The sequence below is a fragment of the Pleurocapsa minor HA4230-MV1 genome (assembly GCA_019359095.1).
Taxonomy (GTDB): domain Bacteria; phylum Cyanobacteriota; class Cyanobacteriia; order Cyanobacteriales; family Xenococcaceae; genus Waterburya; species Waterburya minor.
This window is the reverse complement of sequence record JAHHHZ010000026.1, coordinates 153926-178884: the sequence shown is the minus strand read 5'-3', so window position 1 is coordinate 178884 and position 24959 is coordinate 153926. Positions and strand designations below refer to the sequence as shown.

Genomic DNA, 24959 nt, shown 5'->3' with positions numbered 1-24959 from the left:
GACGACCGAGGTATGAGAATACACCGATCAAGAAGTGGAAAATAATCAACTGGTAAGGGCCACCGTTGTATAACCACTCGTCTAAGGATGCTGCTTCCCAAATTGGGTAGAAGTGTAGACCGATTGCGTTCGAGCTTGGTACTACTGCTCCAGAGATGATGTTGTTGCCGTAGATCAATGAACCTGCTACAGGCTCACGGATTCCATCGATGTCTACAGGAGGTGCTGCGACGAAAGCGATGAGGAAACAAGTTGTTGCTGCTAGGAGGGTGGGGATCATCAAGACGCCGAACCAACCGACATAGATACGGTTGTTGGTGCTTGTTACCCACTGACAGAAGCGTTCCCAGCTATTCTGGGATTGGCTTTGTTGTAGTGTAGTTGTCATTTGTTTATGATTGCGTTGTTTATATATGAGTGTTCTAGATTTAGAACAGGACTGGAAACTTTATGAGAATGATGTGTTTCTTTATCCATGTACACACCATAACTAATCTTAAAAACTTTGTCAAGTTATGTAACAAAAATCTTGACGATCTATATCTAAAGTAGTAAAAACATTGAAAATCACTACCATTAATCTAATGTTAGACACAATACTCGAACCATTGCAGTATGCTTTTATGCAGCGATCGCTAATTGTTGCGATTACCGTCGGTGTAATTTGTGCGGTGGTCGGGAGTTATTTGATGGTGCAGAGATTGGCCTTGCTGGGGGATGCCATTAGTCATTCGGTCTTGCCTGGATTGGCGATCGCTTATATAGTCGGTGCAAATATCTTTTTAGGAGCGTTCATTGCGGGAATTATTAGCACGCTTTTAATTAATTTAATCAGCACAAGATCGAATATTAAAGAAGATACGGCGATGGGAATTGTCTTTTCGGCATTTTTTGCTTTGGGAGTAACGTTAATTACAGTAGTGCAGAAAGATAACAAGATTGATTTGAATCACTTTTTATTTGGTAATATTTTGGCGGTCAATGGTAATGAAGTTCGGGATACTCTAATTATTGCGGGAATTGTTTTGACGGTAGTGAGCTTACTCTACAAAGAGCTACTATTTTATACTTTCGATAAACTAGGCGCTCAAGCTGTCGGTTTACCTGTGGGTTTATTAGATTTGGGTTTAATGGTTTTAATCGGCTTAACTATAGTTGCTAGTCTTAAAGCAGTGGGTGTCGTTTTAGTCTTGTCATTATTAATTACTCCTGCCGCCAGTGCCTATCTATTGGTAAATCGTCTGCATTTGGTGATGTTGCTAGGAACTCTCATCGGCGTGACATCTAGCATTACGGGAATGTATCTCAGCTACTACTTTAATTTGCCTTCTGGCCCAGCGATCGTTTTGGTGACATCAGGTATTTTTGTTTTAGCTTTATTATTTAGTCCTAGTCAGGGGTTACTAACCAATCCCAGTAGTAGCTTGGGTCAGTCTACTCTAATCAAAGAAATAAAAAGTTTACTTAGCGATCGCAAATTAAAAGATTAAATAAAGCTCAAGATATACGGTCTTAAATCTAGCTGTTTCCCTTTATAATTTTTAATCATAAACAGTTAATAAAAGCTATTAACCGACTTAGTAGGGAGTAGCCTAATGACGATTGACTTAGGAATGTAAATGGCGAAGAAGATCTGGTTATTGGCTATTTTACTGCTAGTAAGCTTAGCGATTACGACTAACTGGCACAAACTGCCTTGGATCTCTTTAAGCTATTCTGCTCAAACTTTAGAACGTCCGATTGTAATGGGCTACAGTAACTGGGCTGGTTGGTGGCCTTGGGCGATCGCTGAATCAGAAGGCTTGTTTCTCAAACATGGAGTAAATGTCAAACTTCGATGGTATGACAACTATACTCAATCGATTGAAGATTTAGCAGCGGGGCATATTGATGCCAACTGTCAAACTCTTAACGATACGATTAGCTTTATTGAAGATGCTGTAAAGGGAGAGGTTATTGTTTTAGTCAATGATAATTCTGCTGGTAATGACAAAATAATTGCCAGTCAGGAAATTAAAAGTGTTAAAGATTTAAAAGGTAAGCAGGTTGCCGTCGAAGCGGGGGTAGTTGATGACTTTTTACTGACTCTTGCTTTGGAACAGGAGGGTTTAGCCCGCAACGAAGTAAAAATAATCGATCTCGAGACGGGTGCAGCCGTAGCAGCTTTTGTTGCTGGTCAAGCAGATGCGGTAGGAGCATTTCCTCCTTTTTGGTTAACTGCGTTGAAAAAAGCAGGGGCGACAGAAATAATTTCTTCCAAGGCTTTTCCTGGTGCTATCCCCGATCTTTTGGTAGTTACAGAAGAGCTAATTGAGCAGCGTTCAGAGCAGGTTCAAGCCTTAATTAATACTTGGTTTGATATTTTAGACTTTATGTCTAATCAACCCGCTAAAGTCGACCAAATTATGGCAAAGCGGGCAGGAGTCAGTTATCAAGAATTACAGCTATTTAAGGCAGGAACAAAAATTTTTACAGTTGCCGAAAATATAGAAGCATTTAGTCAGGGAAATAATATGAAGTCAATGTATTATGCTGCTCATAAAATTACTGACTATTTAAAAAATGATCTTAAATCTATCGATAAAAATCCCGATTTATCTAGAATGTTTAATCAAAGTTTTATAAAATCTTATGCACTTCAGTAATCAAAATAAAAAAAATTCTATCGCTAAAAATAATAATATTTGTCCTCAATGTAGCTTTAACAATCATCCACCTGCCCTTTACTGTGAAATTTGTTTTCATCCCCTAAATGCGATTGAAGATCAATTTAAGCAATATCAACCTAAAAAATCTATTCCCATTGTCCCACCTCTCAAAGTCTTAGAGGAACAAGTCGTACAGAAAAAATCACCAGATCATCTTTGGCAAGAACTGCGATCGCCAAGTGTAATTAGTGGCTTGTTGGCTTTAGGTTTGGCGATCGCTTTATGGTTCAACTATTTTCTTGAGCGACGACCAAAATATATATCTGCCAATGGGGAAAACAAAATTGCTTTGTATGATTCTATAAGTCAGGTACGGAATGTCCCTTCTGGTTTATTTAACTATGGTGGCGCGCTTTATTTTGCTTCTTTAGTGGCTCATGGAATGAATGATACGATCGCCCAAGATTATCCTGAGTTTAACCTAAGATATACCAAGCCAACTAACCAAGATCCGACTTATGCCCATGGCATTAAAATGCTGCTAGATGGAGAACTGAGCTTTGCCTTTAATGGTCGCCCTCTCACCGATCGAGAATACGTTCAAGCAAAGTTGCGCAATATTGAACTATTGCAAATACCGATTGCGATCGATGGTATTGCCATTTTTGGTAATAATAACCTGGCAGTCAATAATTTAACTCTGGATCAAGTTCAAGATATTTTTACGGGCAAGATTACCAATTGGCAGCAAGTGGGAGGAGTCAATTTACCGATTACTCCCATACTTCTCACTCCAGAAAATCTCGAAATTTTAGCGCTTCACAATCTAAAAAATGTGTCAAAAAAGACTCAATATGCAGCCAACTATACTTTGGCAGTACGCAAGGTCATTGCCATACCAGGTACTATTTCTCTTGCCTCAACCTCTTTAATTCAAAATCAGCAAGGAATTAAGGTGTTTCGTTTAGCAGCAGAAGATTCAGCTAACTACATTGCACCTATGATTAAAAAACAACCAAATTTAAAGTTATTTGAAAATGGTGCTTATCCCTTAACTCGTCGTTTATTTGTAGTAATTCGCCAGGATGGAACTCCCGATCAGATTGCAGGCGAGGCTTATGCCCAAATGCTGTTATCAAATCAAGGTCAGGAAATAGTTGAAGCTTCGGGATTCGTTCCCCTTTACAACAGGAAATTATAAGCGTTGATGAAATATTTATCATTACTTTTCAGCAACGCCAGATTGATTAAATTGATTTAGCTCAACATCTCAAGTGTTTGACAAATGCCTTCTTTTCATCGCCCTTTGCAGAAAAATTAAGACTACTCCAATTGCTGTAAATACCAGTGCCAAAATGTGACTTGATAGAGAAGCGAAGGCAACCAAAATTATATTGAACAATAGTGCGATCGCTGGAATAATATAGGGAACTTTAAAACCGTTAGTTACAGGTTCTCGACGTTTGATCAGCAGCAGTGAAAGGTTAACCAGACAAAACATTGCCAAAATCAAGGTGGCTGTTGTTCCTGCTAAAAATTCTAGTGTCCCAGAAAGCGAGAGAAAAATGGCAATTGGTAAAATAACCAGCAGCGTACGATAGGGCGTAGCTCTACGGTGATGTAATCGTCCTAACCAAGCTGGTAGTAGACCTTCACGAGACATACCAAACAGTAGTCGCGAGGCTGTGACAAAGTTTAGCAGTGTCGTATTAAGTACGGCAAACAGAGCAATAATTGTAAAAACGATCTGAGGAAAATTGGGCTGCGCTCGACGCACTACATCTAGTAACGGAGCTTCTGAAGCACTAATTTCTATGGGATTGAGTACCTGAAGTGCCAGCCAGGAGACAAGTATATAAACTACACCAGCGATCGCTAGTGCCAATAAGATTGCTCTTGGTACATTGCGTTCAGGATTTTTGACTTCCTCCGCAACATTGACAATATCCTCAAAGCCAATGAAGGCATAGAAAGCGAGTGCTGCTCCCTGAATGACTGCCACCAAACCTATTGCTTGTCGATCGGGTACGGCAACAGGATTAGCTGTGCTACCACCACTGAGAAAGAAAAATGCCACCACAATCACAATCAACAGACCTGTCACCTCGACAAAGGTGCAAAAAATATTTAGCGCCGAGGACTCCTTCATGCCTCTAAAATTGATAAATGCCAGCGCGAAAAAGAGTGCTAAGACAATCAGCCAAGCTGGAATAGCTGGTGCAAAAGCATTGAGATAGCCAGCAAATGCTTTCGAGAGCGTCGCCATCGACACTAGGCAAGTACAAAACATTAACCAGCCGACTAAAACTGAGAGCCAGTCAGTGCGAAATGCCCTATGGACAAAGCAAGCAACCCCACCACTTTGGGGAAATCGACTGCCAAGCTCGGCATAACTTAAAGCCGTTAATGCTGCAACAACCATAGCGGTTAAGAAAGAAGCCCAAACCAAAGTGCCAGAAAGTCCAGCTATTTTGCCGATTACTGCATAAATTCCCGCACCTAGAATATCGCCAACTCCATAAATCACTAGGGTTGGTAAGCCAAATACTCGTTTGAGAGAATCTGCTTCAGCTGAATTTACATCTACATCCACATCTACATCATGGGTTTTCATATAACTTCTAATTCATCAGAATGGAAACTAAAATCACAATCCAACAACCTGTAAATTTGATAGATATAAAAAAATATTTACAGCCCATAACTCTTTGCTATCTTTATTGACAAGTAATAGCATCAAAGAATGTCTTGGACTAATCAATTAAAATGAAATAGCCCAATAAAATATTTCTTTATATAACCTTTTTAATTCACAACAATTTTAAATTCTGTAGCATTTGATATCACTTAGATGAAGATTTGTAAGGACAAGATCACAATTAAAGAAGTAAATCGATCAAAAGTTAAAAGCTTTTAAACTGTTCTTGTGGCTCATAAAAACCAACCGTAGGAATGTAAACCCTGCCCCAGTAAATTAACTCCTAAATAGCAAACCCAGACTACTACAAAGCCTACTGCTGCTAAGATCGCTGGTTTTCTACCCTGCCAACCGCGTGTAATGCGAGCATGAAGATAGGCTGCAAATACTAGCCAGGTGATAAATGCCCAGGTTTCTTTGGGATCCCAACTCCAGTATGAACCCCAAGCTTCGTTTGCCCAAACTCCTCCCGCAATAATGCCAATAGTTAAGAGAGGAAAACCCAGACCAATTACGCGATAGCTAATATTATCTAGAGTATCTGCCAGACTCAAACGCTCAGGCGAAAGAGTAACGGTTTCTGTTTGGGGTAAATCGATTACTGCCGTATTGCCAGTGCTGGCATAGACATTATCCGCAGCAGGACTTTTAGTGGTTTTTTGCTTAACGCGATCGCGAAAACTACCAGTCCCTACCGAACTTCCTTTCAACTCTACTTTCTGACCACGGGTAACAATTAAAAAGCCAATGGCGATCGCACTTCCTACCATCAACGTCGAATAACTTAACATCATTACGCTAACGTGCATCATTAACCAATTAGATTTTAAAGCAGGAACTAAGGGTGCTGATGCCTGCATTTCTACAGGTAAACTGAGGGCTGCAAAAGCGGTAATACACATCGCTACAGGGCTTGTTACGACACCCACCAAACGACTACGGCTCATTCTTTCTGCCACAAAGTGAATTGTGGTAACGCCCCAAGCTAAAAAGAATAAAGATTCATACAGGTTGCTCAAGGGAAAATAACCCGCTTCAATCCAGCGAGATCCCAACAGAGTAGCCATACATAAATTAGCGATCGCCATTCCTGTTGTACCCAAGGTAGCCAGAAAGGGCAAATTGGGAAAAGCAGCACCCCCCCAATAGATCAGCATGGTAACTAGCAACACCGCAAAAGAAGTATTGTCCAAAAAGCTTTCGAGTGCAATTAAATCCATAGTTTTTTGAGAGTTTTGCTTAAAATGGTCAAGATGCGATCGGTATATTTTTATATTTTTCTCTATTACTTCATTGTAAAAACAAATCGGTAATCTAAGCGACAATTTTTGCCTGGTGTTGTGCAATCTTGATCCAGCAACGCACATATGAAGATGACAATTTATGTAGTCTAGCAGTAGAAGCGATCGCATAGAAGACTATTACTGTTACTCTACTTTAATTATGATTGATGGAAAATGTCTATTAGGTACAAGAAATAATGTCTAATCGCTCAATTAAGTTGTTTTCTCAGGGAACAGCAATTTTCAGTTTCTTATTATTTTCTTGTAGTTATGCCAGCGCAACACCAATAAATAACTATCAAGATGATTTAGGGCAGGTTACCAACGTCACGACGGGAGTCCTAAAGGATACACCTTCGGATATGGAACATGCCGAAACAAGTTCGGCGTTTCCTCCCGTCAAGCAATTTAGGGATGTTTCTGCTACAGATTGGGCTTACGAAGCTTTCAGAAGCTTAGTTGAGCGCTATGGCTGTATAGCTGGTTTTCCTAATCAGACTTATCGTGGTAGTCAATCTTTAAGTCGCTATGAATTTGCAGCAGGATTAAATAGTTGCTTAAATCAGATCGAACGTTTAATTGCTAGCTCAGAATCAGTATCAGCAGATGATCTTGCTACCGTAGAGCGATTGAGTCAAGAATTTGCCGTAGAATTAGCTAGCTTAAGAGGGAGAGTCGATGAACTTGAAAGTCGCACTGCTATTTTGGAAGATAATTCTTTTTCCACTACTACTAAACTAGATACAGAGATTATTAATTACGTACTAGGAACTTTTGGTGACCAAAAACCAGACGGTAGCGATATTGATAACGAACTAACCTTCAGCAGTCGGGTTCGCCTTAATTTTAATACTAGCTTTACAGGAGAAGATCTTTTAATTGTTCGTTTAGAGGCGTCAAATATTACTAGTCCTGTTGATTCTGGCGGTACTAATTCCTTAGCGCTCAACTTTGAAGGAGACAGTAGTAATAATGTTGAAATAGATCTCTTTTCTTACACTTTTCCCATTACCGAGAAAATATCGGCTGTAGTAGGTACTAATGGTGTTCTAATCGATGATATTTTTGATGTTTACCCAACTATGGGCGCAACTTATGACTCTCTTAGTCTTTTTAGCGCCTACAATAACCTAATTTACGATAATGGTAATCAGGAGGGGGCAGCTTTAGGTTTAAATATCGAGATTTTAGAATCGGTAAATTTAGATGTTGGCTACTGGGCGACTAATCCCGCCGATTCCGAGCCTGGCAATGGACTATTTAACGGTAATTATGCTGCTGGAGCTAATTTGAATCTTTCTTTTTTAGAAGAACGTTTAAATATCGCCCTAGCCTATCTTAGGGCTTATCAAGGGGCAGGAAGTGAATATGATTTGGCTGGCTTTGTCGGTACTGATGCAGCGACAGATCCTTTTGAAGATAGAGCCAACTCTACTGATAATTATGGCTTGGCTAGTAGGTTTCAAGTTTTAGAAAAGCTAGCGGTGGGGGGATATTTTGGTTATGCTACCGCTGGGACAATTGATGATAATGCTGATGCTGACATCTTAACTTGGAGTGGTTACGCAACCTATAGCGATCTACTTAAAGAAGGCTCGACTTTTGTTGTCAGTTTTGGTCAGCCGTCAAGTTTAATTGATTCGAGTGGGGACGCTTTAGAAGAAGACGAGGATACACCCTATCTTTTAAATGTAGAGTATCAATACAACTTAAACGATAACATTCAGTTGACACCTGGTGGTTATGCTTTATTTAATTCTAACGGTGATTCAAATAACGACACTATTTATGTCGGAACTTTACGGACAATTTTTAGCTTCTAATAATGATTATTTTACGTACAATAACAATATTAGTTAACCTAATAATCTCGTTCTCGCTCTTTTCGCTCCTTTCAAAGCAGTACTAATAGACTAGAAAAGGATTATTACCAGTTACTACATTTATTTAGTAAGAGTTAAAAAAAAATTTAATCTCTTTTAAGATCCTTACTTCCCTTATTTATTAAGCCTTTGAGACCAATAGCTCTATGAACCATACTTCTTTAGAGAAAAATAGCCTTAAACTACCATTGCGCTTAATCTTAATTATTCCATTTGTCATACAAATTTTTGCTCTCGTAGGATTAACTGGATATTTATCTCTACGTAACGGGCAAAAAGCGGTCAATGATATAGCCAGTCAAATGCGCTCAGATGCAACCAATAATATCGATCGCCACTTGGATTCTTATTTATCCGTTCCCCATAAACTTAATCAAATTAATCTCCAAGCCGTTAGATTAGGTATTCTCGATCTAAACAATTTTGAGATAATTGGTCATTATTTTTGGGAACAGATGCAACAGTTTGATGTTGGTTATATCAATTACGCTAGTATAGCTGGAGAATTTATCGGCGTAGAAAGACTCGAAAATAATACTTTTGTCATTCATGAAATTCTTAAACCGAATATAGTTGCTTTAACCAGCTACGAAACAGACTCCCAAGGTAATCGTACCACTTCAGAATACGATCCTGAAAGTGGTGATACTCGCGAAGAAGGTTGGTATGCCGATGCAGCTAGAACTCTTCGTCCAGTTTGGAGTGAAATTTATCAATGGCAAGATAAACCAGAAATACTCTCAATTTCTTCTAGTTATCCAGTTTTCAATAGCGAAGAAAAATTTATTGGCGTGATTGGCGTAGATCTAATTCTTTCTCAGATCGGCGATTTTCTTAACCAAATTCAAATCAGCCCTTCAGCTAAAATATACATCATTGAACGAGACGGTTCTCTCGTGGCTGGTTCGGGAACAGACTTGCCATATCAGATGGTTAAGGGAAAACCGCAAAGGATTCAAACCGCTAACAGCTCCGATCCTGTAGTCAGAGCGACTACCCAACACTTGTTGCAAGAATACCAGTCGCTTGACAAGATCAAAAAAGCCAGGCAAACTGAATTTTTTCTTGATGGCGATCGCCAGTTTGTTCAAGTAACCCCTTGGCAGGATGAATTAGGTTTAGATTGGTTAATTGCCGTCACAGTGCCAGAATCAGATTTTACAGCCCAAATTAATGCCAACACTCAAAAAACAATTTTCTTGTGTTTGGGGGCTTTGGGTGTTGCCGTAGTATTAGGTTGGTATACTTCCCGTTGGATTACCCGACCAATTTATCTTTTGAGCGAAGCTTCTCAAGCGTTATCCCATGGGCAATTAGAACGACAGGTGGGCATCAGTGGGGCAAAAGAAATAGTTGTCCTGTCTACAGCTTTTAATCAAATGGCACAACAGCTCAAAAGCCAATTCGATTTTCTAGAAAATATCAATGAAGAATTGGAGAATAGAGTACAAGAGAGAACTATTGAGTTAAAAGCGGCAAAAGAAGCAGCAGAAATAGCCAATCACACCAAAGATCGGTTTTTAGCTAATATTAGCCACGAATTGCGTACTCCCCTCAAAGGAATTTTAGGTTATGCTCAAATTTCGCAACGTAGCATTAGTGAACTTAACTTAGGTGAAATTAATAATTCTGATTGGAAAAAAATTAAATATGACCAACTTCATAACTTAAAAATTATTGAACAGAGTAGCAATCATGTCTCTTCTCTCATCGGCGATATTTTAGATTTTACCCAAATCAAAGCCCATCAAATAGAACTTAGCCCTCAAGAGCTAGACTTTGCTAAATTTATGAATGGCATTATTGATATAGTTAAAATCAGAGCCTTAGAAAAAAATATCAACCTTGAATATCAGTCTTTAGGGGATTTACCTACTTATTTTTGGGCTGATGAAAAACGATTGCGACAAGTATTGATTAGTTTATTAGATAATTCCCTCAAGTTCACCGATCGCGGTCAAGTAATTTTAAAAGCCATTGCGATCGCCTACTCTCCCGCTGAGACTAATTGTCTGGCAAAACAGACTATTAGATTTGAAATCAAAGATACTGGTGTAGGAATTGCTAGAGATGAGCTGGAAAAAATTTTCCAGCCTTTTGAACAAGTTGGAGACAGAGCAAAATATCAAAGGGGTATTGGTTTAGGTTTAGCTATTAGCAAACAAATAATTCAGCTCATGAATAGCAAGCTTCAAGTAAAAAGTAAACTTAATGAAGGTTCTACCTTTTATTTCGATGCTACTTTTTTGGTCATAACATAACTAAGTAGGTGGGTGTAATTAAATTGGAAATGAGGTTAGGGAGTAACAAGTAACGAGTAACGAGTAACGAGTAACGAGTAACGAGTATCTCTAAGGGTAGGGGTTTGATTAATTATTTTGCCTACCTACTTAGCTGTGAATGATTAGACAATTGAAGCTTAATCGAGCTAGTTGTGTTGTCATAACGCAGAATTTTGGGAGTAGACGATATTCTACATATTCGTTTATTATTGCTTGGATCATCAGCATAATTCATTTGAAATGGCACATACGATTTCATTCCAGAAATTTAAACGCACTTTACACAAAGCTCATTGTCAAAATATTAATCAAAATCTTAATACTGTAGAAGCTTCTCGAACATCTCAGTATAAACGCAGAAAGTTTTTAAAAATGGGTGCTTTAGCTGGCAGTGCTGCGATCGCTACAACTGCACTTCCTTTAATCAAAGCAGCCGAAAGCCGAGCAATTCCACCAGAAATCGCTATTATTGGCGGTGGCATAGCAGGTTTAAATGCTGCTTATCAGTTACACAAAGCAGGGTTAGAGGCTACTGTCTATGAAGCTAAATCCCGTGTTGGTGGACGCATCCGTTCTTTTACGGGATTAGTAGGAGCGTCCTTAGTAACAGATTTAGGTGGTTCATTTATCAACAGCAATCATGCAGACATGTTGGCATTAGTCAAAGAATTTAACTTGACCTTGTTTAACCGCGCTGAAGCTACGGAAAATTCACTTTTTCCCGCAGAAGGATATTTCTTTGATGGTAAATTGTACCCAGAAGCAGAAGTAGCTGAGAAATTGCGTCCTCTTGCCCGACAAATTGTTAATGATGCTGGTTTGTTGGAGCAAGATTATGAAAAATATGCCCCTATTTTCGATCGTCTTTCCGTAGCTCAATATTTAGCACAGCACGCGGATAAAATCACCGAACCTTTTGTTCAAGCTTTACTAGAAAGTGCGCTACGAGCTGAATATGGTGCTGAACCCGAATCATCTTCAAGTTTGCAGCTACTTTTCATTCTTACTACTGTTGAGGACAATGAAGTGACAGTTGTTGGTAGCAGCGATGAAGCCTATGTAGTTCAAGGTGGTAGTGGTAAGATCATCGAATCTCTGGCAGCAGTATTTGCCGATCGCATTAAAACTAGCAAGCGCTTAGAAAAAATTATGCCAGATGGTGATGGTTATCGCTTACTTTTTAAAGATCGCTCAGTTATTGATGCAGATTATGTAATTATTGCTATACCTATTTCGATGCTGCGTCATCTAGATTTCCAAGTTGAACTAGAACCTAAATTCAAAAAATTTATTCAAGAAGTAAACCTAGGTCAAAACGACAAAGTAATTGCTGGTTTTAAAAATCGAGTTTGGCTACAAAAACAGGGATTTACGGAAACTGTTTGGTCTGATCTTGGTTTTTGCCAAGCTTGGGATGAAACTCAACGTCAATCAGATCGACAAAATGCTGCATTGACTTTTTTCCTTGGGGGTAATGAGGTAGACGCAATTCAGGCAAAATCTTTATCCACTCTGAAACAGGATTTTCTCGAACATTTTGAACAAATTATTCCCCAAGCAAAATCTACTGCAACAGGTAAGTTTTTTCGGACTAACTGGAGTCAAGATCCTTTAATCAAAGGAGGTTATACTAATTTTCAACCTGGACAATATACTGAATATAGTGAGTTTCGTTATATTGAATCAGAAGTTCCCCAAGAACGTCAAAACGTTGCTTTTGGTAATCTTATTTTTGCAGGAGAACATTTTAGTGATGAATTTTATGGCTATATGAACGGTGGCGCTCAAACTGGCAGGCTGGCAGCACAAGTTATTACCGCTAAAATCAGTGTTAGAAAATAAGTCTACTCAATTGAAAACTGCTGTAATTAGATTTGCTAGATCAACTTTTAAAGGCGCTTTTTTTGCGTTTTATATGTTAAAAACAGGGTGAACAAGTTATCTAAGGATATATTCTGATGTCGTTGGGAAATCCCAGAAGTATAGTAAAGCAGACAATCCTACTGTCTAGTTCTCTCCGTAATTTATTATTAATGATTTCTCCTCGCCACTGGTTTCTCGGCGCTGTTTGCTTAACTACAGCTTTCGGCACATTAATTATGCCATCGTTCTATATGGCGATCGCCCTAGTATTTTGCTTAATAGTTCAGTTGAGCAGCAACTTTAAATTTAACTGGCGTGTCAAAGGCGGAATTAAAGGTACACTTGTGCTGCTAAGTTTAATTGTCATGTGCTTAATAGTTCCCCAAGTAGAGACAAATACAGCGCTATTTACCAGTCCGATTGATAATTTAAAGAATTATCGTCTGAGTTGAACTTTGCATAAGCGCACCCATAAAAGCTATACTCCAATCGGATTTAATCAGTAATTTATTCAAATAATTAACCTCGAAAAAGCATGGTAGCGGTAGCAATCTTAGCAGCAGGACGCGGCACTCGCATGAAGTCCGATTTACCCAAAGTGTTGCATACATTAGCGGGGCGATCGCTAGTTGAAAGAGTACTTGATAGTTGTAGTCTACTCGATCTCGATCGCCAGATTGTGATCGTTGGCTACCAAGGAGATCGAGTTAAGCAAGCGTTGAGTCATCGTCAAGCTGTAGAATTCGTGGAACAAACCCAACAATTAGGCACGGGTCATGCGGTACAGCAGGTCATGTCTGCTTTGGCAGGATATCAGGGAGATTTATTGGTTTTAAATGGTGATGCTCCCTTACTGCGTCCAGAAACTCTACAAAAGCTAGTGGAAGCTCATCAAAGTAGGCAAAATGCGGCAACGTTATTAACGGCTAATCTACCTAACCCTCAAGGATATGGACGGGTTTTTTGTAATAGTGATAATTTAGTTAGTCATATTATTGAAGACCGTGATTGTAATATTGCGCAACAGCAAAATCGTCGGGTTAATGCAGGGATCTATTGCTTTAATTGGCAGAAGCTAGCGAAATCTCTCCCTGAACTATCGACCAATAACGATCAGCAAGAATATTACTTAACGGAAGTTGTTGATTATCTTGACCCTGTAATGGCTTTTGATGCAGAAGATTATCGCGAAACTAATGGTATTAACGATCGCCAGCAGTTATCCGCAGCCTACGATATTTTACAGACCAGAATTAAAGATAACTGGATGAAGGCGGGGGTAACCATGATTGACCCCAGCAGCATTACAATTGATGAGCATGTTGAACTTGAGCCAGATGTAATTTTAGAACCACAAACCCATTTGCGGGGTCGCACTAGAATAGCAACAGGAAGTCACATTGGGCCTGGTAGCTTAATTGATAACAGCCAGATTGGCGCTAACGTTACAGTTTTATACTCGGTGATTGGTAATTCTGAAGTTGCTGCTAATACCACAATTGGCCCTTATGCTCATCTGCGGGTTGGGGTTGAGCTGGGGGAAAGCTGTCGAGTGGGCAACTTTGTCGAACTTAAAAATACTACCGTAGGTGCAAATAGCAATATGGCGCACCTATCTTATTTAGGTAATGCTACTTTAGGCGATCGCGTTAACATTGGTGCAGGAACAATTACCGCTAACTATGACGGTAAGCAAAAACACCCCACTACCATTAAGCAGGGAACGAAAACAGGCTCGAATAGTGTCTTGGTTGCCCCCATCACCTTGGGAGAAAACGTCACCGTAGCAGCAGGTTCAGTAGTGACTCAGGACGTTCAGGATAATGCTCTAGTGGTAGCGCGATCGCGTCAAAAAGAAATCCCCAACTGGCATGAGGCAGAGAAGTAGGGAGATAGGGAGATAGGGAGATAGGGAGATAGGGAGATAGGGAGATAGGGAGATAGGGAGATAATTATTGCCCCAAGTCCCAAAGTCCCAAAGTTCCCAATCTATCTCATGGTGACAAATTCTTCGGCTGAACTTGGATGTATACCTACTGTGGCATCAAAATTAGCTTTGGTAGCGCCCATCTTAACAGCGATCGCCACTCCTTGAATAATTTCTGCTGCGCCGTCTCCTACCATATGTGCGCCCACTACTTTATCGGTATTGGTGTCTACAATTAACTTCATTAAAGTTTTCTCTTCTTTCCCCGCCAGAGTATAGTACATCGGGCGGAATTTACTCCGATAAACCTTAATTGCATCGCCATATTTTTCCTTGGCTTCAGCTTCGGTTAAACCAACTGTGGCTGCTTCAGGAGTAGTAAAAACAGCAGTAGGAATATTTTCGTAGCTCATTTTTCGCGATTGACCACCAAAGTGAGTATCGGCAAAGGCTCTACCCTCGTTGATAGCTACAGGAGTTAGATTAATGCGATCGGTACAGTCACCTACTGCATAGATATGATCTTCGGCGGTTTTATTATATTCATCTACCGCTACCGCATCTTTAACAATCTCTACTCCAGTGTTTTCTAAACCGAGATTTGATAAGTCAGGCTTTCTTCCAGTAGCTGCCAAACTTGCAGCATCCGCAACAATGGTTTCTGATTTACCGTCTTGAGTAGGAACAGTAATTTTTAAACCACTATCAGTTTTCTCAATTACCATGCGATCGCAATCACAATTAGTAACAAACTTAATCCCATGATTTTTCATGCCTGTTTGAATCTCGTCACGAATATCTTCGTCAAAACCGCGCAAGATTTTATCTCCCCGAATAACTACGGTAACTTCAGTACCTAAAGCATTCAAAATACAGGCAAACTCTACGCCAATATAACCGCCACCGATAATCACCATCCGTTTTGGTTGTTCTTGAACGTTGAAAATTTCTCTGGAAGTTATGGCGTGTTCAATTCCTTCAATGTCTGGTTTTACGGGTTTCCCACCCACGGCAATCAAAATCTTTTCCGCAGTAACCTTTTGCTCGCCAATTTCAATCGTATGAGCATCAACAAACTTACCATAACCCCGATAAAGCTTAACTTCGGAGTTATCTAACATTCTCTGATAAATACCGTTTAGGCGATCGACTTCATTATTTACCGCCGTAATCATCTTAAGCCAATCGAAACTGGTTTCACCTACTGTCCAACCATAACCCGCCGATTCTTCAAACTGATAGGGAAAATGAGAGGCATAGACCATCAGCTTCTTGGGGACACACCCGCGATTAACACAAGTCCCCCCCAGGCGATCGCTTTCCACAATCCCTACTTTGGCGCCATATTGAGCAGCACGCCTAGCGGTAGCAATTCCGCCTGAACCCGCACCAATGACAAATAGGTCAAAATCATAGCTCATAATTTTATATCTCCTTATATCTTTTTATTTAAGCTAAACTTCCAATAAAAAGACAGGTTCGCATTACCCTACTGCTCCCTGTCTCTATGTTCTCTTATCTTTTTGACTACTAGGGTTACTTACCAGCGTAATAAAAAGCGATCTCTTTAGCTTTTAAAGGAGGGAATTCCGCATCCAGCAGCATCTGATTGAGTTCAGCTTGAGCTAAGTGTTTTGCACCAATTCTGACGATTCTAGAGCGCATTGTATTGGTTACACCACTCCTTTGCCTTCCTGCTTCAAACCCCATGACTTTGTTATATAGTGACAATTTAGCCTCTGGAATTGGCGAGCCATCTAAATCAAGACCTTGAGCGATCGCCCGATCTACTGAATCTGCACCTTTGGTATCTGTCATAATTTTATTTCTCTATACTCAGTATTGCTTAGACTACAGTTTTATTCGTACAAACACAATCAAAGTCTTAATTGTGACTCTTTAATCTATACTCCAGCTTAGAGCGATTGAAACTAACCAACCAAATGAGCTTCTAAGAACCAAAGGCGCTTATCGATCGCCCGAGAAATTTCTGTGTAAAGATCCGCTGTATCTGCATCCCCCAGCTCAGCGGTAGTGTCAATTGCCTCCCGTAGATGTTTGGCATATAAGCTATAGCGATCGGCTAAAGCAGCAACGTGTTCGGCTCCCGAAACAGCATCAAAAGCATATTCAGGTAAGATAGACTCCCCAGCAGCAATTCTAGCTGTACCCATTGCTGTACCGGCTAAAGCAGTAACTCGCTCGGCAACTAGATCGGTATACTCTTCTAGTTCACCTGCCATCTCATCAAACAGCAAATGCAGCTGATAAAAGTCCATTCCTTTAACATTCCAATGCGCTTGCTTAGTTTGAGTTTTTAAATCTAGTGTTGCTGCCAGGGTTTGATTTAAAGTACTGACTACTTTTGCTCGAAGATCTTCTGGTAAATCAATTCGAGTTACATAAAGCTTTTGCTTAGAAACAGTAGAAACCATAATTTAATTTCCTTTAAGTGTTGATTAAGTGTAGAAAATTCAGTCCAAGATTTTCAACTAAGTAATTATTTGCGAAGCTTATCCTTGAGGAGTAATTACTAATTGTTGTTCATTGTGACGCGAAGCTTATCCGAAGGTGTATACCGCAAGGGTACTAACTCCGTGTCGCCCTTATGCGAAGCGGTACCCTTTAGGGTTAGGGAATCCTTTAGGACTCACTTTGCCCCTTTCAAATATGCCAGCATCGTACCAGCATCAGATACTTCAAACGGATCTGTCAAACAGTTATCGTCAAAGTCTGCTTCGATAAACATCTTTTCGATCTTCATATCGTTAACCAACATCGAATAACGCCACGATCGCATACCAAAACCTAAATTATCTTTGTTGACTAACATCCCCATCTTGCGCGTAAATTCTGCATTCCCATCAGGTAACAAAAAGACGTTCTTGACTCCCTGTTGTTTACCCCATTGGAACATCACAAAAGCATCATTAACAGATATACAGACAATTTTGTCTATCCCTAAAGACTTAAATTCGTCATAGAGCTTTTCGTATTCAGGCAAATGAGTTGAAGAACAGGTTGGAGTAAACGCACCTGGCAGAGAAAAGACGATGACTTTTTTGCCTTTAAAAATATCTGCTGTAGTCACATCTTGCCAGCGAAAAGGATTAGGCCCTTCAACCGACTCATCACGTACTCTAGTTTTGAATACTACGTTAGGTACTGTGTCTCTCATGATCCGTATTTCTCCTTAACTTATTGTGTTTTGATTAGGAATTTCACTAAATAAATCATACTCATAACGACTACGAGTTGTCAAGGTAAGTTGTCAAATAGCAAGATATTTTTTGAGGTTTTAGTAACCTATATGTAACAAAATAATACAAATTAATAACATGGCAAGTATAGCCGTTGCAGTAATCTTCAGCAAGAAAGAGACTTGTAGCATCATAAGTTTTCAACTCATTTAAGCGTTGTCATAATTTCCTGAATTTAGGGATTAAAATAGATGGTCTAAATTTATCTATGATCTGCCGAACAAGCAGATGGAGATCCTACCAAAAATATTTATTTACTAGGAAAACCTCTCTTAACTATTAGAGAGATTGATGTGACCGAATGACCGATTGCTCGATACAACACTATCTCATAAAAAACAATCAAACAAATGGATACCAATTTAGGTGAAGTTGTACTAGTTAAGGATATCAATCCTGGCGTTTTCGAGGGCTATAATGGGCCCGTTCGTCCCATAGATTTTTTTAGGCCTGATGAGGCTGAATCTAACGAAGAGCTTGATTCATCAGCAGACGAATCAACAAGGATTTCTGTCCCGTCTTCTCCCTACCCTGCAAGCTCTTTTCCCAGTAGCTTAGTTGAATTTAACGATAAGCTTTATTTCTCTGCTGATAATGGTGAAAATGGCAATGAGCTATTTGTCAGCGATGGTACTGCTGAAGGAACTCAATTAGTGGCGGATCTTCGCCCAGGGGAAGGCAACTACGGCTATAGTTATGGTTTTGCTCCTAATAATCTAGTTGAATTTAACGACAAGCTTTATTTCGTGGCGAATGATGGTGAAAGTGGTCGAGAGCTATTTGTTACTGACGGTACTGCTGAGGGAACTCAATTGGTAGCAGATCTTCGTCCAGGGGAAGATAATTATGGCTATATTTATGGTTCTAATCCCTACAATTTAATTGAATTCAATGACAAGCTTTATTTCGCGGCGAATGATGGTGAAAGTGGTAATGAGCTATTTGTCAGCGACGGTACTGCCGAAGGAACTCAATTAGTGGTGGATCTTGCTCCAGGGGAAAATAACTATGGCTATAACTATGGCTCTTTTCCGAGTAACTTGGTGGAATTTAACGACCAACTATATTTCACGGCGAATGATGGTGAAAGTGGCTATGAGCTGTTTGTCAGCGACGGTACTGCCGAGGGAACTCAATTACTCGTAGATCTTTATCCAGGGGAAGATAAGTATGGCTATAGCTATGGCTCTTTTCCGAGTAACTTGGTGGAATTTAACGACCAACTATATTTCACGGCGGATGATGGTAAAAATGGCTATGAGCTGTTTGTCAGCGACGGTACTGCCGAGGGAACTCAATTACTCGTAGATCTTTATCCAGGGGAAAATAACTACGGTTTCAACAATGGTTCTTTTCCGAGTAACTTTGTAGAATTTAACGATAAACTCTACTTCTCAGCGAATGATGGTGAAAATGGTAATGAGCTATTTGTCAGCGACGGCACTGCCGAAGGAACTCAATTACTCGTAGATCTTTATCCAGGGGAAAATAAGTACGGTTTTACCAATAGTTCTTATCCGAGTAGCATGGTAGAATTTGACGACAAAATCTATTTCACAGCGAATGATGGTGAAAGTGGTGCTGAGCTATTTGTTACTGATGGTACCGCTGAAGGAACTCAATTAGTGGCGGATATACGTCCAGGAGCCAGTCAATACGGCTATAGCTATGGTTCTGCTCCTTACGAATTAACTGTCGTTGGAGATGAATTATTTTTCAGTGCCAATAACGGTGAAACTGGAACTGAACTGTTTAAGCTAACCCTTGATGATTCAACAGGTGAAACACCAGCATTAATTAATGGTTCCGATGCTTCCGACAATTTATTGGGAGGCGATCGCTCTGAGCAAATTCAAGCTTTGAGTGGTCAAGATACTGTTGATAGCCGTGGCGGAAATGATACTGTTGATGGTGGTGACGGAGACGATCTCCTGAATGGTGGTGCAGGTAATGATAGTCTAATCGGCGGAAATGGTAACGATACCCTCAATAGCAGTAACGGTGATGATGTTCTTTTGAGTGGCAACGGTAGTGATGTCTTAAATGCAGGCAATGGCAACGATCGCCTAACTGGAGGTGGTGATAACGATCTGCTAGATGCTGGGGTTGGTAATGACACCCTTGATGGTGGTAATGGTGACGATGTCTTTGTCTTAAGCTCTAATGCTGGATCTGACACGATTGTTGACTTTAATTTAGGCGGCAACTTAAATATAGGTGGCGATCAGCTTGGTTTAGCTAATGGTTTGCAGTTTGATGACTTAAGTTTTGCTGGTCAGACTATTCTAGTTGGTGAACAAGTGCTGGTGACTCTTGATGGGATTAATACCGAACAACTAACATCTGGTGACTTTAAAACAATTTAAATAATCTGTAAGGGGTTGAAATCTCGACTCCTTTTCTTTATTGCAAGCAAAAAACAATAGACAAAATACTTAAAGTTACTGGCGAAACCTCTCTTGGCTGACGAAAGAAAAATATGACTATAAACCGACAATCAACTCTATCTCTTCAAAAACAATCAAATAAATGGATACCAACTTAGGTCAAGTCGAATTAGTTAAAGATATCAACCCTGATGTCAGCTCTGCTCCCGATAGCTTGGTTGAATTTAACGATAAACTATACTTCAGTGCTTATGATAAAGAAAATGGTTCTGAGCTATTTGTCACTGATGGTACTGCCGAAGGAACTCAATTACTCGTAGATCTTTATCCAGGAGGCAATCAAGACGGCCCTTATAGTTCTGCTCCTGATCAATTGGTGGAATTTAACGACAAACTCTACTTCAAGGCGAATAATGGCGAAAATGCCAATGAGTTATTTGTCAGTGACGGTACTGCCGAGGGAACTGGATTATTCGTGGATCTTTTTCCAGGGGAAGACCAATACGGCTCCAACAATAGCTCTTTTCCTAGTGAATTGGCGGAATTTCAGGACAAACTCTATTTCAGGGCGAATAATGGTGTTAATGGCGATGAGCTATTTGTCACTGATGGCACCGCCGAAGGCACCAAATTAGTAGCAGATATTTATCCAGGGGAAAATCAATACGGTTTTAGTAATGGCTCTGCTGTTAGTGAATTAGTGGAATTTAACGACAAACTCTACTTCAGAGCGGATAATGGCGAAAGTGGTCTAGAGTTATTTGTCAGTGACGGTACTGCCGAGGGAACTGGATTACTCGTGGATCTTTTTCCAGGGGAAGACCAATACGACGGTTTTAGTAATGGCTCTGATCCGACGAACTTTGTGGAGCTTAACGACCAACTCTACTTCACGGCAAATACTGCTGAAACTAATAATGGGCTATTTGTCAGTGACGGCACCGCCGAAGGTACTAAGTTAGTAGCAGATCTCAGCCCAGAAACCGATGAAAATGGCAATGTCATTAGCTATGATCTTAGTTATATGACCGAATTTAACGGCAAACTCTACTTTTCAGCGAATGATGGAGAAAATGGCAATGAGCTATTTGTCAGCGATGGCACCGCCGAAGGGACTCAATTATTTGCAGATATTTATCCAGGGGAAAATGACTTAGGCTACAACAATAGCTCTTCTCCTCGTGACTTTGTGGAATTTAACGATCATCTATATTTTGTAGCGAATGATGGAGAAAATGGCTATGAGCTTTTTGTTACCGATGGTACCACCGAAGGAACTCAATTAGTAGCAGATATTTATCCAGGGAAAGATAGTTACGGCTATAACTATGGTTCTGCTCCTAGTGGATTAACTGTCGTTGGTAATGAATTGTTTTTTAGTGCCGATAACGGTGAAACTGGAACTGAACTGTTTAAGTTGACCCTTGATGATTCAGTAGGTGAAACACCAATTTTAATTCATTGCTCTGATGGTTCAGAGAATTTATTTGGTGGTGAGGAAGTATCAACTACTCTTGATGGGATTAATGCCGAACAAGTAACATCTAGTGCTAGTGACTTTGAAATGATTTAAATAATCGGCAAGGGGTTGAAATCTCGACCCCTTTTCTCATAGTCATAATTAATGAGCTTTAATTTATATTAGACATAATTTATTAATGGTTCAACCTGCTAACAAAATCAATACTGAGGCTCAGGAAAATTTACGCGAAGTAAGTTACGAACACAGTAATAACCTGGCTGAGATTCTTAAACACCTTCAGATATCTCTCTTTTTCTCTACCTATCAAGCGGGTAAATTGGGAGTTGTCACCGTTAAAGAGCAGACGTTAAATATTGCCTTTCATAATTTTGAACGGGCGATGGGTATGGCGGTTAATAAGTCTCGGATGGCAGTCGGGGGAAAGGATTGGGTCTATTTTCTCAAAAACGACACTGACATAGCAGCGCAGATTGAACCTGCTGGTAGCCATGATGCTTGCTTTCTGACCAAAAGTGGACAGTATACAGGAGATATTTCAATCCACGATTTAGCTTGGGGAGGTCAGGAATTATGGATTGTGAATACGCGATTTTCCTGTCTTTGCACCTTAAGTAACAACTATAATTTTCTCCCCCAGTGGCAACCAAATTTCGTTACTGCGATCGCTCCTGAAGATCGTTGTCATCTTAACGGGATGGCGATGGTCAAAGGAATGCCCAAATATGTTACGGTCTTAGGTAAGACGGATACCCCTGGCGGTTGGCGATCGCAAAAAGCTCATGCAGGATGTGTTTTAGAAGTACCTAGTAGTAAAGTAATTACCGAAGGTCTATCAATGCCTCATTCTCCCAGAATGTATCAAGGTGTTTTGTGGGTGCTTAATTCGGGGAAGGGAGAACTAATTACCGTAGATCCTAACTCTGGTAACCAGGAAACGATCGTGGTGTTGCCTGGGTATACTCGGGGGATGGCAATTGTCGGCAAGTATGCTTTTATTGGCTTGTCTAAGATTCGTGAAACCGCTATTTTTGGTAATTTACCCATTAGCGATCACTTTGATCAACTCAAGTGTGGTGTCGCGGTAGTCGATTTACAGGCGAGGCAAATGATTAGCTGTTTGGAATTTAAATCAGGAATAGATGAAATTTTTGATCTGCAAACGGCAGCTTTTTCAAGTACCATAATTTCTGGCCCTTATGCTGTCACTGATGGTGCTAACCCAATTTGGTCGTTGCCAGCTAGCGCTGCGAAAAAATATTGATTTGATTTGAAATTTACAAATTTTTTATAATTTAAATGCCTTTGTTTAACTCTGTCGAGCAAATTATCCGTCGTAAACAGCACGCATTAGATTTTCAGGATTGTCAAGGACTACTAAAACTAAAATTACAGATTAGAAATAAGACTTTATTTAACAATATTTACACCAGAATTGACCAGGTTTTTGTTATTTGGGGTTTAATCACCGCAGTAATTTTTTTGACGGCCCAATTTGCGCCGATTGACTGGGTAATACAGGCTACTTTTTGGTCTGTACTAACGGTAATTGGTACGGCAATCATGACGGTTTTAACTCATTTCTGGGTCAAAGTTGAACGACTACGCTGGGTGCTGTATGTCTGGATAGTGCTGATGCTCAGTGGTGTAGCGATTACCAATTTCGGTATTTACTATGGTTCAGGAATAGTTTTAATGCACCTATGCCATTTATGGCTTGGTTTGAGTTCCGTGGGTTATTTTTGTACGGGAATTGGATTGCGATCGCGTGCCTTTATGATGTCAGGATTATTTCATCTCTTGGGAATAGCCATTTTACCTTTTTGCCTAGGTTGGCAGTTTTTCACAACAGGTTTAGTGATGACTATCAACTTATTGATGTTTGCCGAGACTCAATGGGATATGCGTTCACCAATTGATAATTACGGTGTTTTAACTGAAGAACAAAAAGAATTTAACCGTGAACAATATTTAATCCGTCAAACTGAATCTGTCTAGGATTTTCGTAGGGGCGAACAGCAGTTCGCCCTCTCTGGGTGATGATTTTATAGTTGGGGTTTGCTGAAAAAGTAGCATAAGAACAAGAGTTCTATTGACGAATAATTCGCTCAATTCGTTCAAATAATTTAGTGTTATATTTAGCCCATCAAAACATAATGGTTCATAATCATAGGTCGAGAAAACAGTATTGATTGGAAAAATTGACACAAAAAAGCGATCGAAGCCTCTTTAAGAAGCTGAGAAAGATTAATTACTAAGAAAGTAATCGCAATTGAAGTTAATAATAATCTTTTATATTATTAGTTTAATTTTATCTCAATCAATATAAACTTAAGCGCGAACTTTTTTTAGCAGCCCAGAAATAATTGCCACGGCAAATACTAGTAAGAGAAAAGTTACCACCACTAACGCTGCACCATAGCCAAAATCCAAATAGCGCATTACTGTCGAGTAGATATAGATCGATACGGTTTCCGTAGAACCAGCAGGGCCACCACCAGTCATCACCTGGATTAAATCAAAAATGCCGAAAGATTGAGCAAAACGAAAGAGTAAGGCAATCAAAATTTGGGGCATTAATAACGGGAGCGTAATCTGGGTAAAGCTTTGCCACGAACTAGCACCATCCAGACGATGGGCTTCATAAAGATCTTCTGAGATCGACTGCAAGCCTGCTAATAAGATGATGCTGATAAAAGGGGTGGTTTTCCAGACATCAGCAACAATTAGGGCAATCATCGCCAAAGTCGGCGTGCCTAACCAGTTGATACCTGTATCGATCAAGCCTAATCTGAGTAAAAGATCGTTGACTACGCCATACTGATCGTTAAAAATCCAAGCCCAAGCCAATCCCATCACCGCTGTGGGTAACGCCCAAGGAATGATCGCCACTGTTCGCACGACACCCCGTCCCCAAAAGGATTTATTTAAGACTAGGGCTACCCCTAAACCCAGCAGCAATTCTAAAAACACGCTGATTATAGTAAAGATCGCAGTATTCGAGAGGCTCTGCCAAAATCTGCCATCTCCCAACATCCTTTGATAGTTGCCCAACCCAGTAAAAACTGGTTGTAATTGCGTTCCCAAATTCTCCGTAAACCAACTCAGCCAGAATGCCCTAGCAATGGGATAGATAAATACTAAACCTAAAACTAATAAGGCAGGAAACAACATGATCCAGCCTGTAATTTTTTCTTGTCGATTAAATGCCATCTCTTACCTCTTGCTTTTTACTTTCCTGATGCTTG

At 40.0% G+C, this 24959-nt stretch carries 20 protein-coding genes; 12 read left to right on the top strand and 8 right to left on the bottom strand.

The annotated features are described in order from the left end of the window. Positions 1-388: photosystem II q(b) protein (locus tag KME09_18720; GenBank protein MBW4535974.1), on the bottom strand; the 388-nt coding region annotated here is incomplete at its 3' end. Positions 389-584: 196 nt separating this feature from the next. Between KME09_18720 and KME09_18715 the strand changes: the two genes are divergently transcribed. The 3 genes from KME09_18715 (at position 585) to KME09_18705 (ending at position 3849) form a co-directional block, all read left to right on the top strand. Continuing rightward, entirely contained in the window at positions 585-1490 is a 906-nt protein-coding gene (locus tag KME09_18715; GenBank protein ID MBW4535973.1) for a metal ABC transporter permease, read from the top strand. A gap of 129 nt (positions 1491-1619) precedes the next feature. Further along, a complete protein-coding gene (locus KME09_18710) occupies positions 1620-2645 on the top strand; it encodes an ABC transporter substrate-binding protein (protein MBW4535972.1) in 1026 nt (341 codons plus the stop codon). Continuing rightward, on the top strand, positions 2632-3849 hold the full coding sequence (locus KME09_18705) for a substrate-binding domain-containing protein (GenBank protein MBW4535971.1): 1218 nt from the start codon (positions 2632-2634) through the stop codon (positions 3847-3849). The genes KME09_18710 and KME09_18705 overlap by 14 nt, the downstream gene beginning before the upstream one ends. A 69-nt stretch (positions 3850-3918) precedes the next feature. On the opposite strand, the gene KME09_18700 is transcribed toward KME09_18705, so the two are convergent. Together KME09_18700 and ccsB are read right to left on the bottom strand one after the other, a co-directional pair. Next, a complete protein-coding gene (locus KME09_18700; protein ID MBW4535970.1) occupies positions 3919-5262 on the bottom strand; it encodes an APC family permease in 1344 nt (447 codons plus the stop codon). A 317-nt stretch (positions 5263-5579) separates the two neighbouring features. Further along, a complete protein-coding gene (ccsB, locus tag KME09_18695) occupies positions 5580-6566 on the bottom strand; it encodes a c-type cytochrome biogenesis protein CcsB (protein ID MBW4535969.1) in 987 nt (328 codons plus the stop codon). Positions 6567-6826: 260 nt separating this feature from the next. Here ccsB and KME09_18690 point away from each other — a divergent pair, with 260 nt between their 5' ends. The 5 genes from KME09_18690 (at position 6827) to glmU (ending at position 14545) form a co-directional block, all read left to right on the top strand. Beyond that, positions 6827-8452 (top strand): iron uptake porin, encoded by a 1626-nt coding sequence (locus KME09_18690; GenBank protein MBW4535968.1) that lies wholly within the window; start codon positions 6827-6829, stop codon positions 8450-8452. Positions 8453-8658: 206 nt separating this feature from the next. Then, a complete protein-coding gene (locus KME09_18685) occupies positions 8659-10773 on the top strand; it encodes a HAMP domain-containing protein (protein MBW4535967.1) in 2115 nt (704 codons plus the stop codon). A 261-nt stretch (positions 10774-11034) separates the two neighbouring features. Beyond that, on the top strand, positions 11035-12636 hold the full coding sequence (locus KME09_18680; protein ID MBW4535966.1) for an FAD-dependent oxidoreductase: 1602 nt from the start codon (positions 11035-11037) through the stop codon (positions 12634-12636). 116 nt (positions 12637-12752) lie between these two features. After that, a complete protein-coding gene (locus KME09_18675; GenBank protein ID MBW4535965.1) occupies positions 12753-13109 on the top strand; it encodes a hypothetical protein in 357 nt (118 codons plus the stop codon). Positions 13110-13192: 83 nt separating this feature from the next. Further along, positions 13193-14545 carry a bifunctional UDP-N-acetylglucosamine diphosphorylase/glucosamine-1-phosphate N-acetyltransferase GlmU gene (gene glmU, locus KME09_18670; protein MBW4535964.1) on the top strand — a complete coding sequence of 451 codons (1353 nt, stop codon included), beginning with the start codon at positions 13193-13195 and terminating at the stop codon, positions 14543-14545. Positions 14546-14646: 101 nt separating this feature from the next. Here glmU and gor read toward each other — a convergent pair whose 3' ends face one another. The 4 genes from gor to KME09_18650 all read right to left on the bottom strand — a co-directional run bounded on the left by gor (position 14647) and on the right by KME09_18650 (position 17762). Beyond that, a complete protein-coding gene (gene gor / locus KME09_18665) occupies positions 14647-16005 on the bottom strand; it encodes a glutathione-disulfide reductase (GenBank protein ID MBW4535963.1) in 1359 nt (452 codons plus the stop codon). Positions 16006-16120: 115 nt separating this feature from the next. Continuing rightward, a complete protein-coding gene (locus tag KME09_18660) occupies positions 16121-16402 on the bottom strand; it encodes a DUF4090 family protein (protein ID MBW4535962.1) in 282 nt (93 codons plus the stop codon). A gap of 113 nt (positions 16403-16515) precedes the next feature. Continuing rightward, positions 16516-17019 (bottom strand): DNA starvation/stationary phase protection protein Dps, encoded by a 504-nt coding sequence (gene dps, locus KME09_18655; protein ID MBW4535961.1) that lies wholly within the window; start codon positions 17017-17019, stop codon positions 16516-16518. 215 nt (positions 17020-17234) lie between these two features. Beyond that, positions 17235-17762: a peroxiredoxin gene (locus KME09_18650; GenBank protein ID MBW4535960.1), complete on the bottom strand. Its 528-nt coding sequence runs from the start codon at positions 17760-17762 to the stop codon at positions 17235-17237. 432 nt (positions 17763-18194) lie between these two features. Here KME09_18650 and KME09_18645 point away from each other — a divergent pair, with 432 nt between their 5' ends. The 4 genes from KME09_18645 to KME09_18630 all read left to right on the top strand — a co-directional run bounded on the left by KME09_18645 (position 18195) and on the right by KME09_18630 (position 23709). Next, positions 18195-20210, top strand: coding sequence for a hypothetical protein (locus KME09_18645; protein ID MBW4535959.1), 2016 nt, complete (start codon positions 18195-18197; stop codon positions 20208-20210). A 163-nt stretch (positions 20211-20373) separates the two neighbouring features. Next, positions 20374-21804, top strand: coding sequence for a hypothetical protein (locus KME09_18640; protein MBW4535958.1), 1431 nt, complete (start codon positions 20374-20376; stop codon positions 21802-21804). Positions 21805-21889: 85 nt separating this feature from the next. Beyond that, the gene (locus KME09_18635) at positions 21890-22975 is read left to right on the top strand and encodes a TIGR03032 family protein (protein ID MBW4535957.1); all 1086 of its coding nucleotides are present in this window, start codon (positions 21890-21892) and stop codon (positions 22973-22975) included. A gap of 35 nt (positions 22976-23010) precedes the next feature. Then, positions 23011-23709 (top strand): hypothetical protein, encoded by a 699-nt coding sequence (locus KME09_18630; GenBank protein MBW4535956.1) that lies wholly within the window; start codon positions 23011-23013, stop codon positions 23707-23709. 333 nt (positions 23710-24042) lie between these two features. Here the strand turns inward: KME09_18630 and KME09_18625 are convergent, their stop codons facing one another. Continuing rightward, entirely contained in the window at positions 24043-24924 is an 882-nt protein-coding gene (locus KME09_18625; protein MBW4535955.1) for a sugar ABC transporter permease, read from the bottom strand. Positions 24925-24959: the final 35 nt, after the last annotated feature.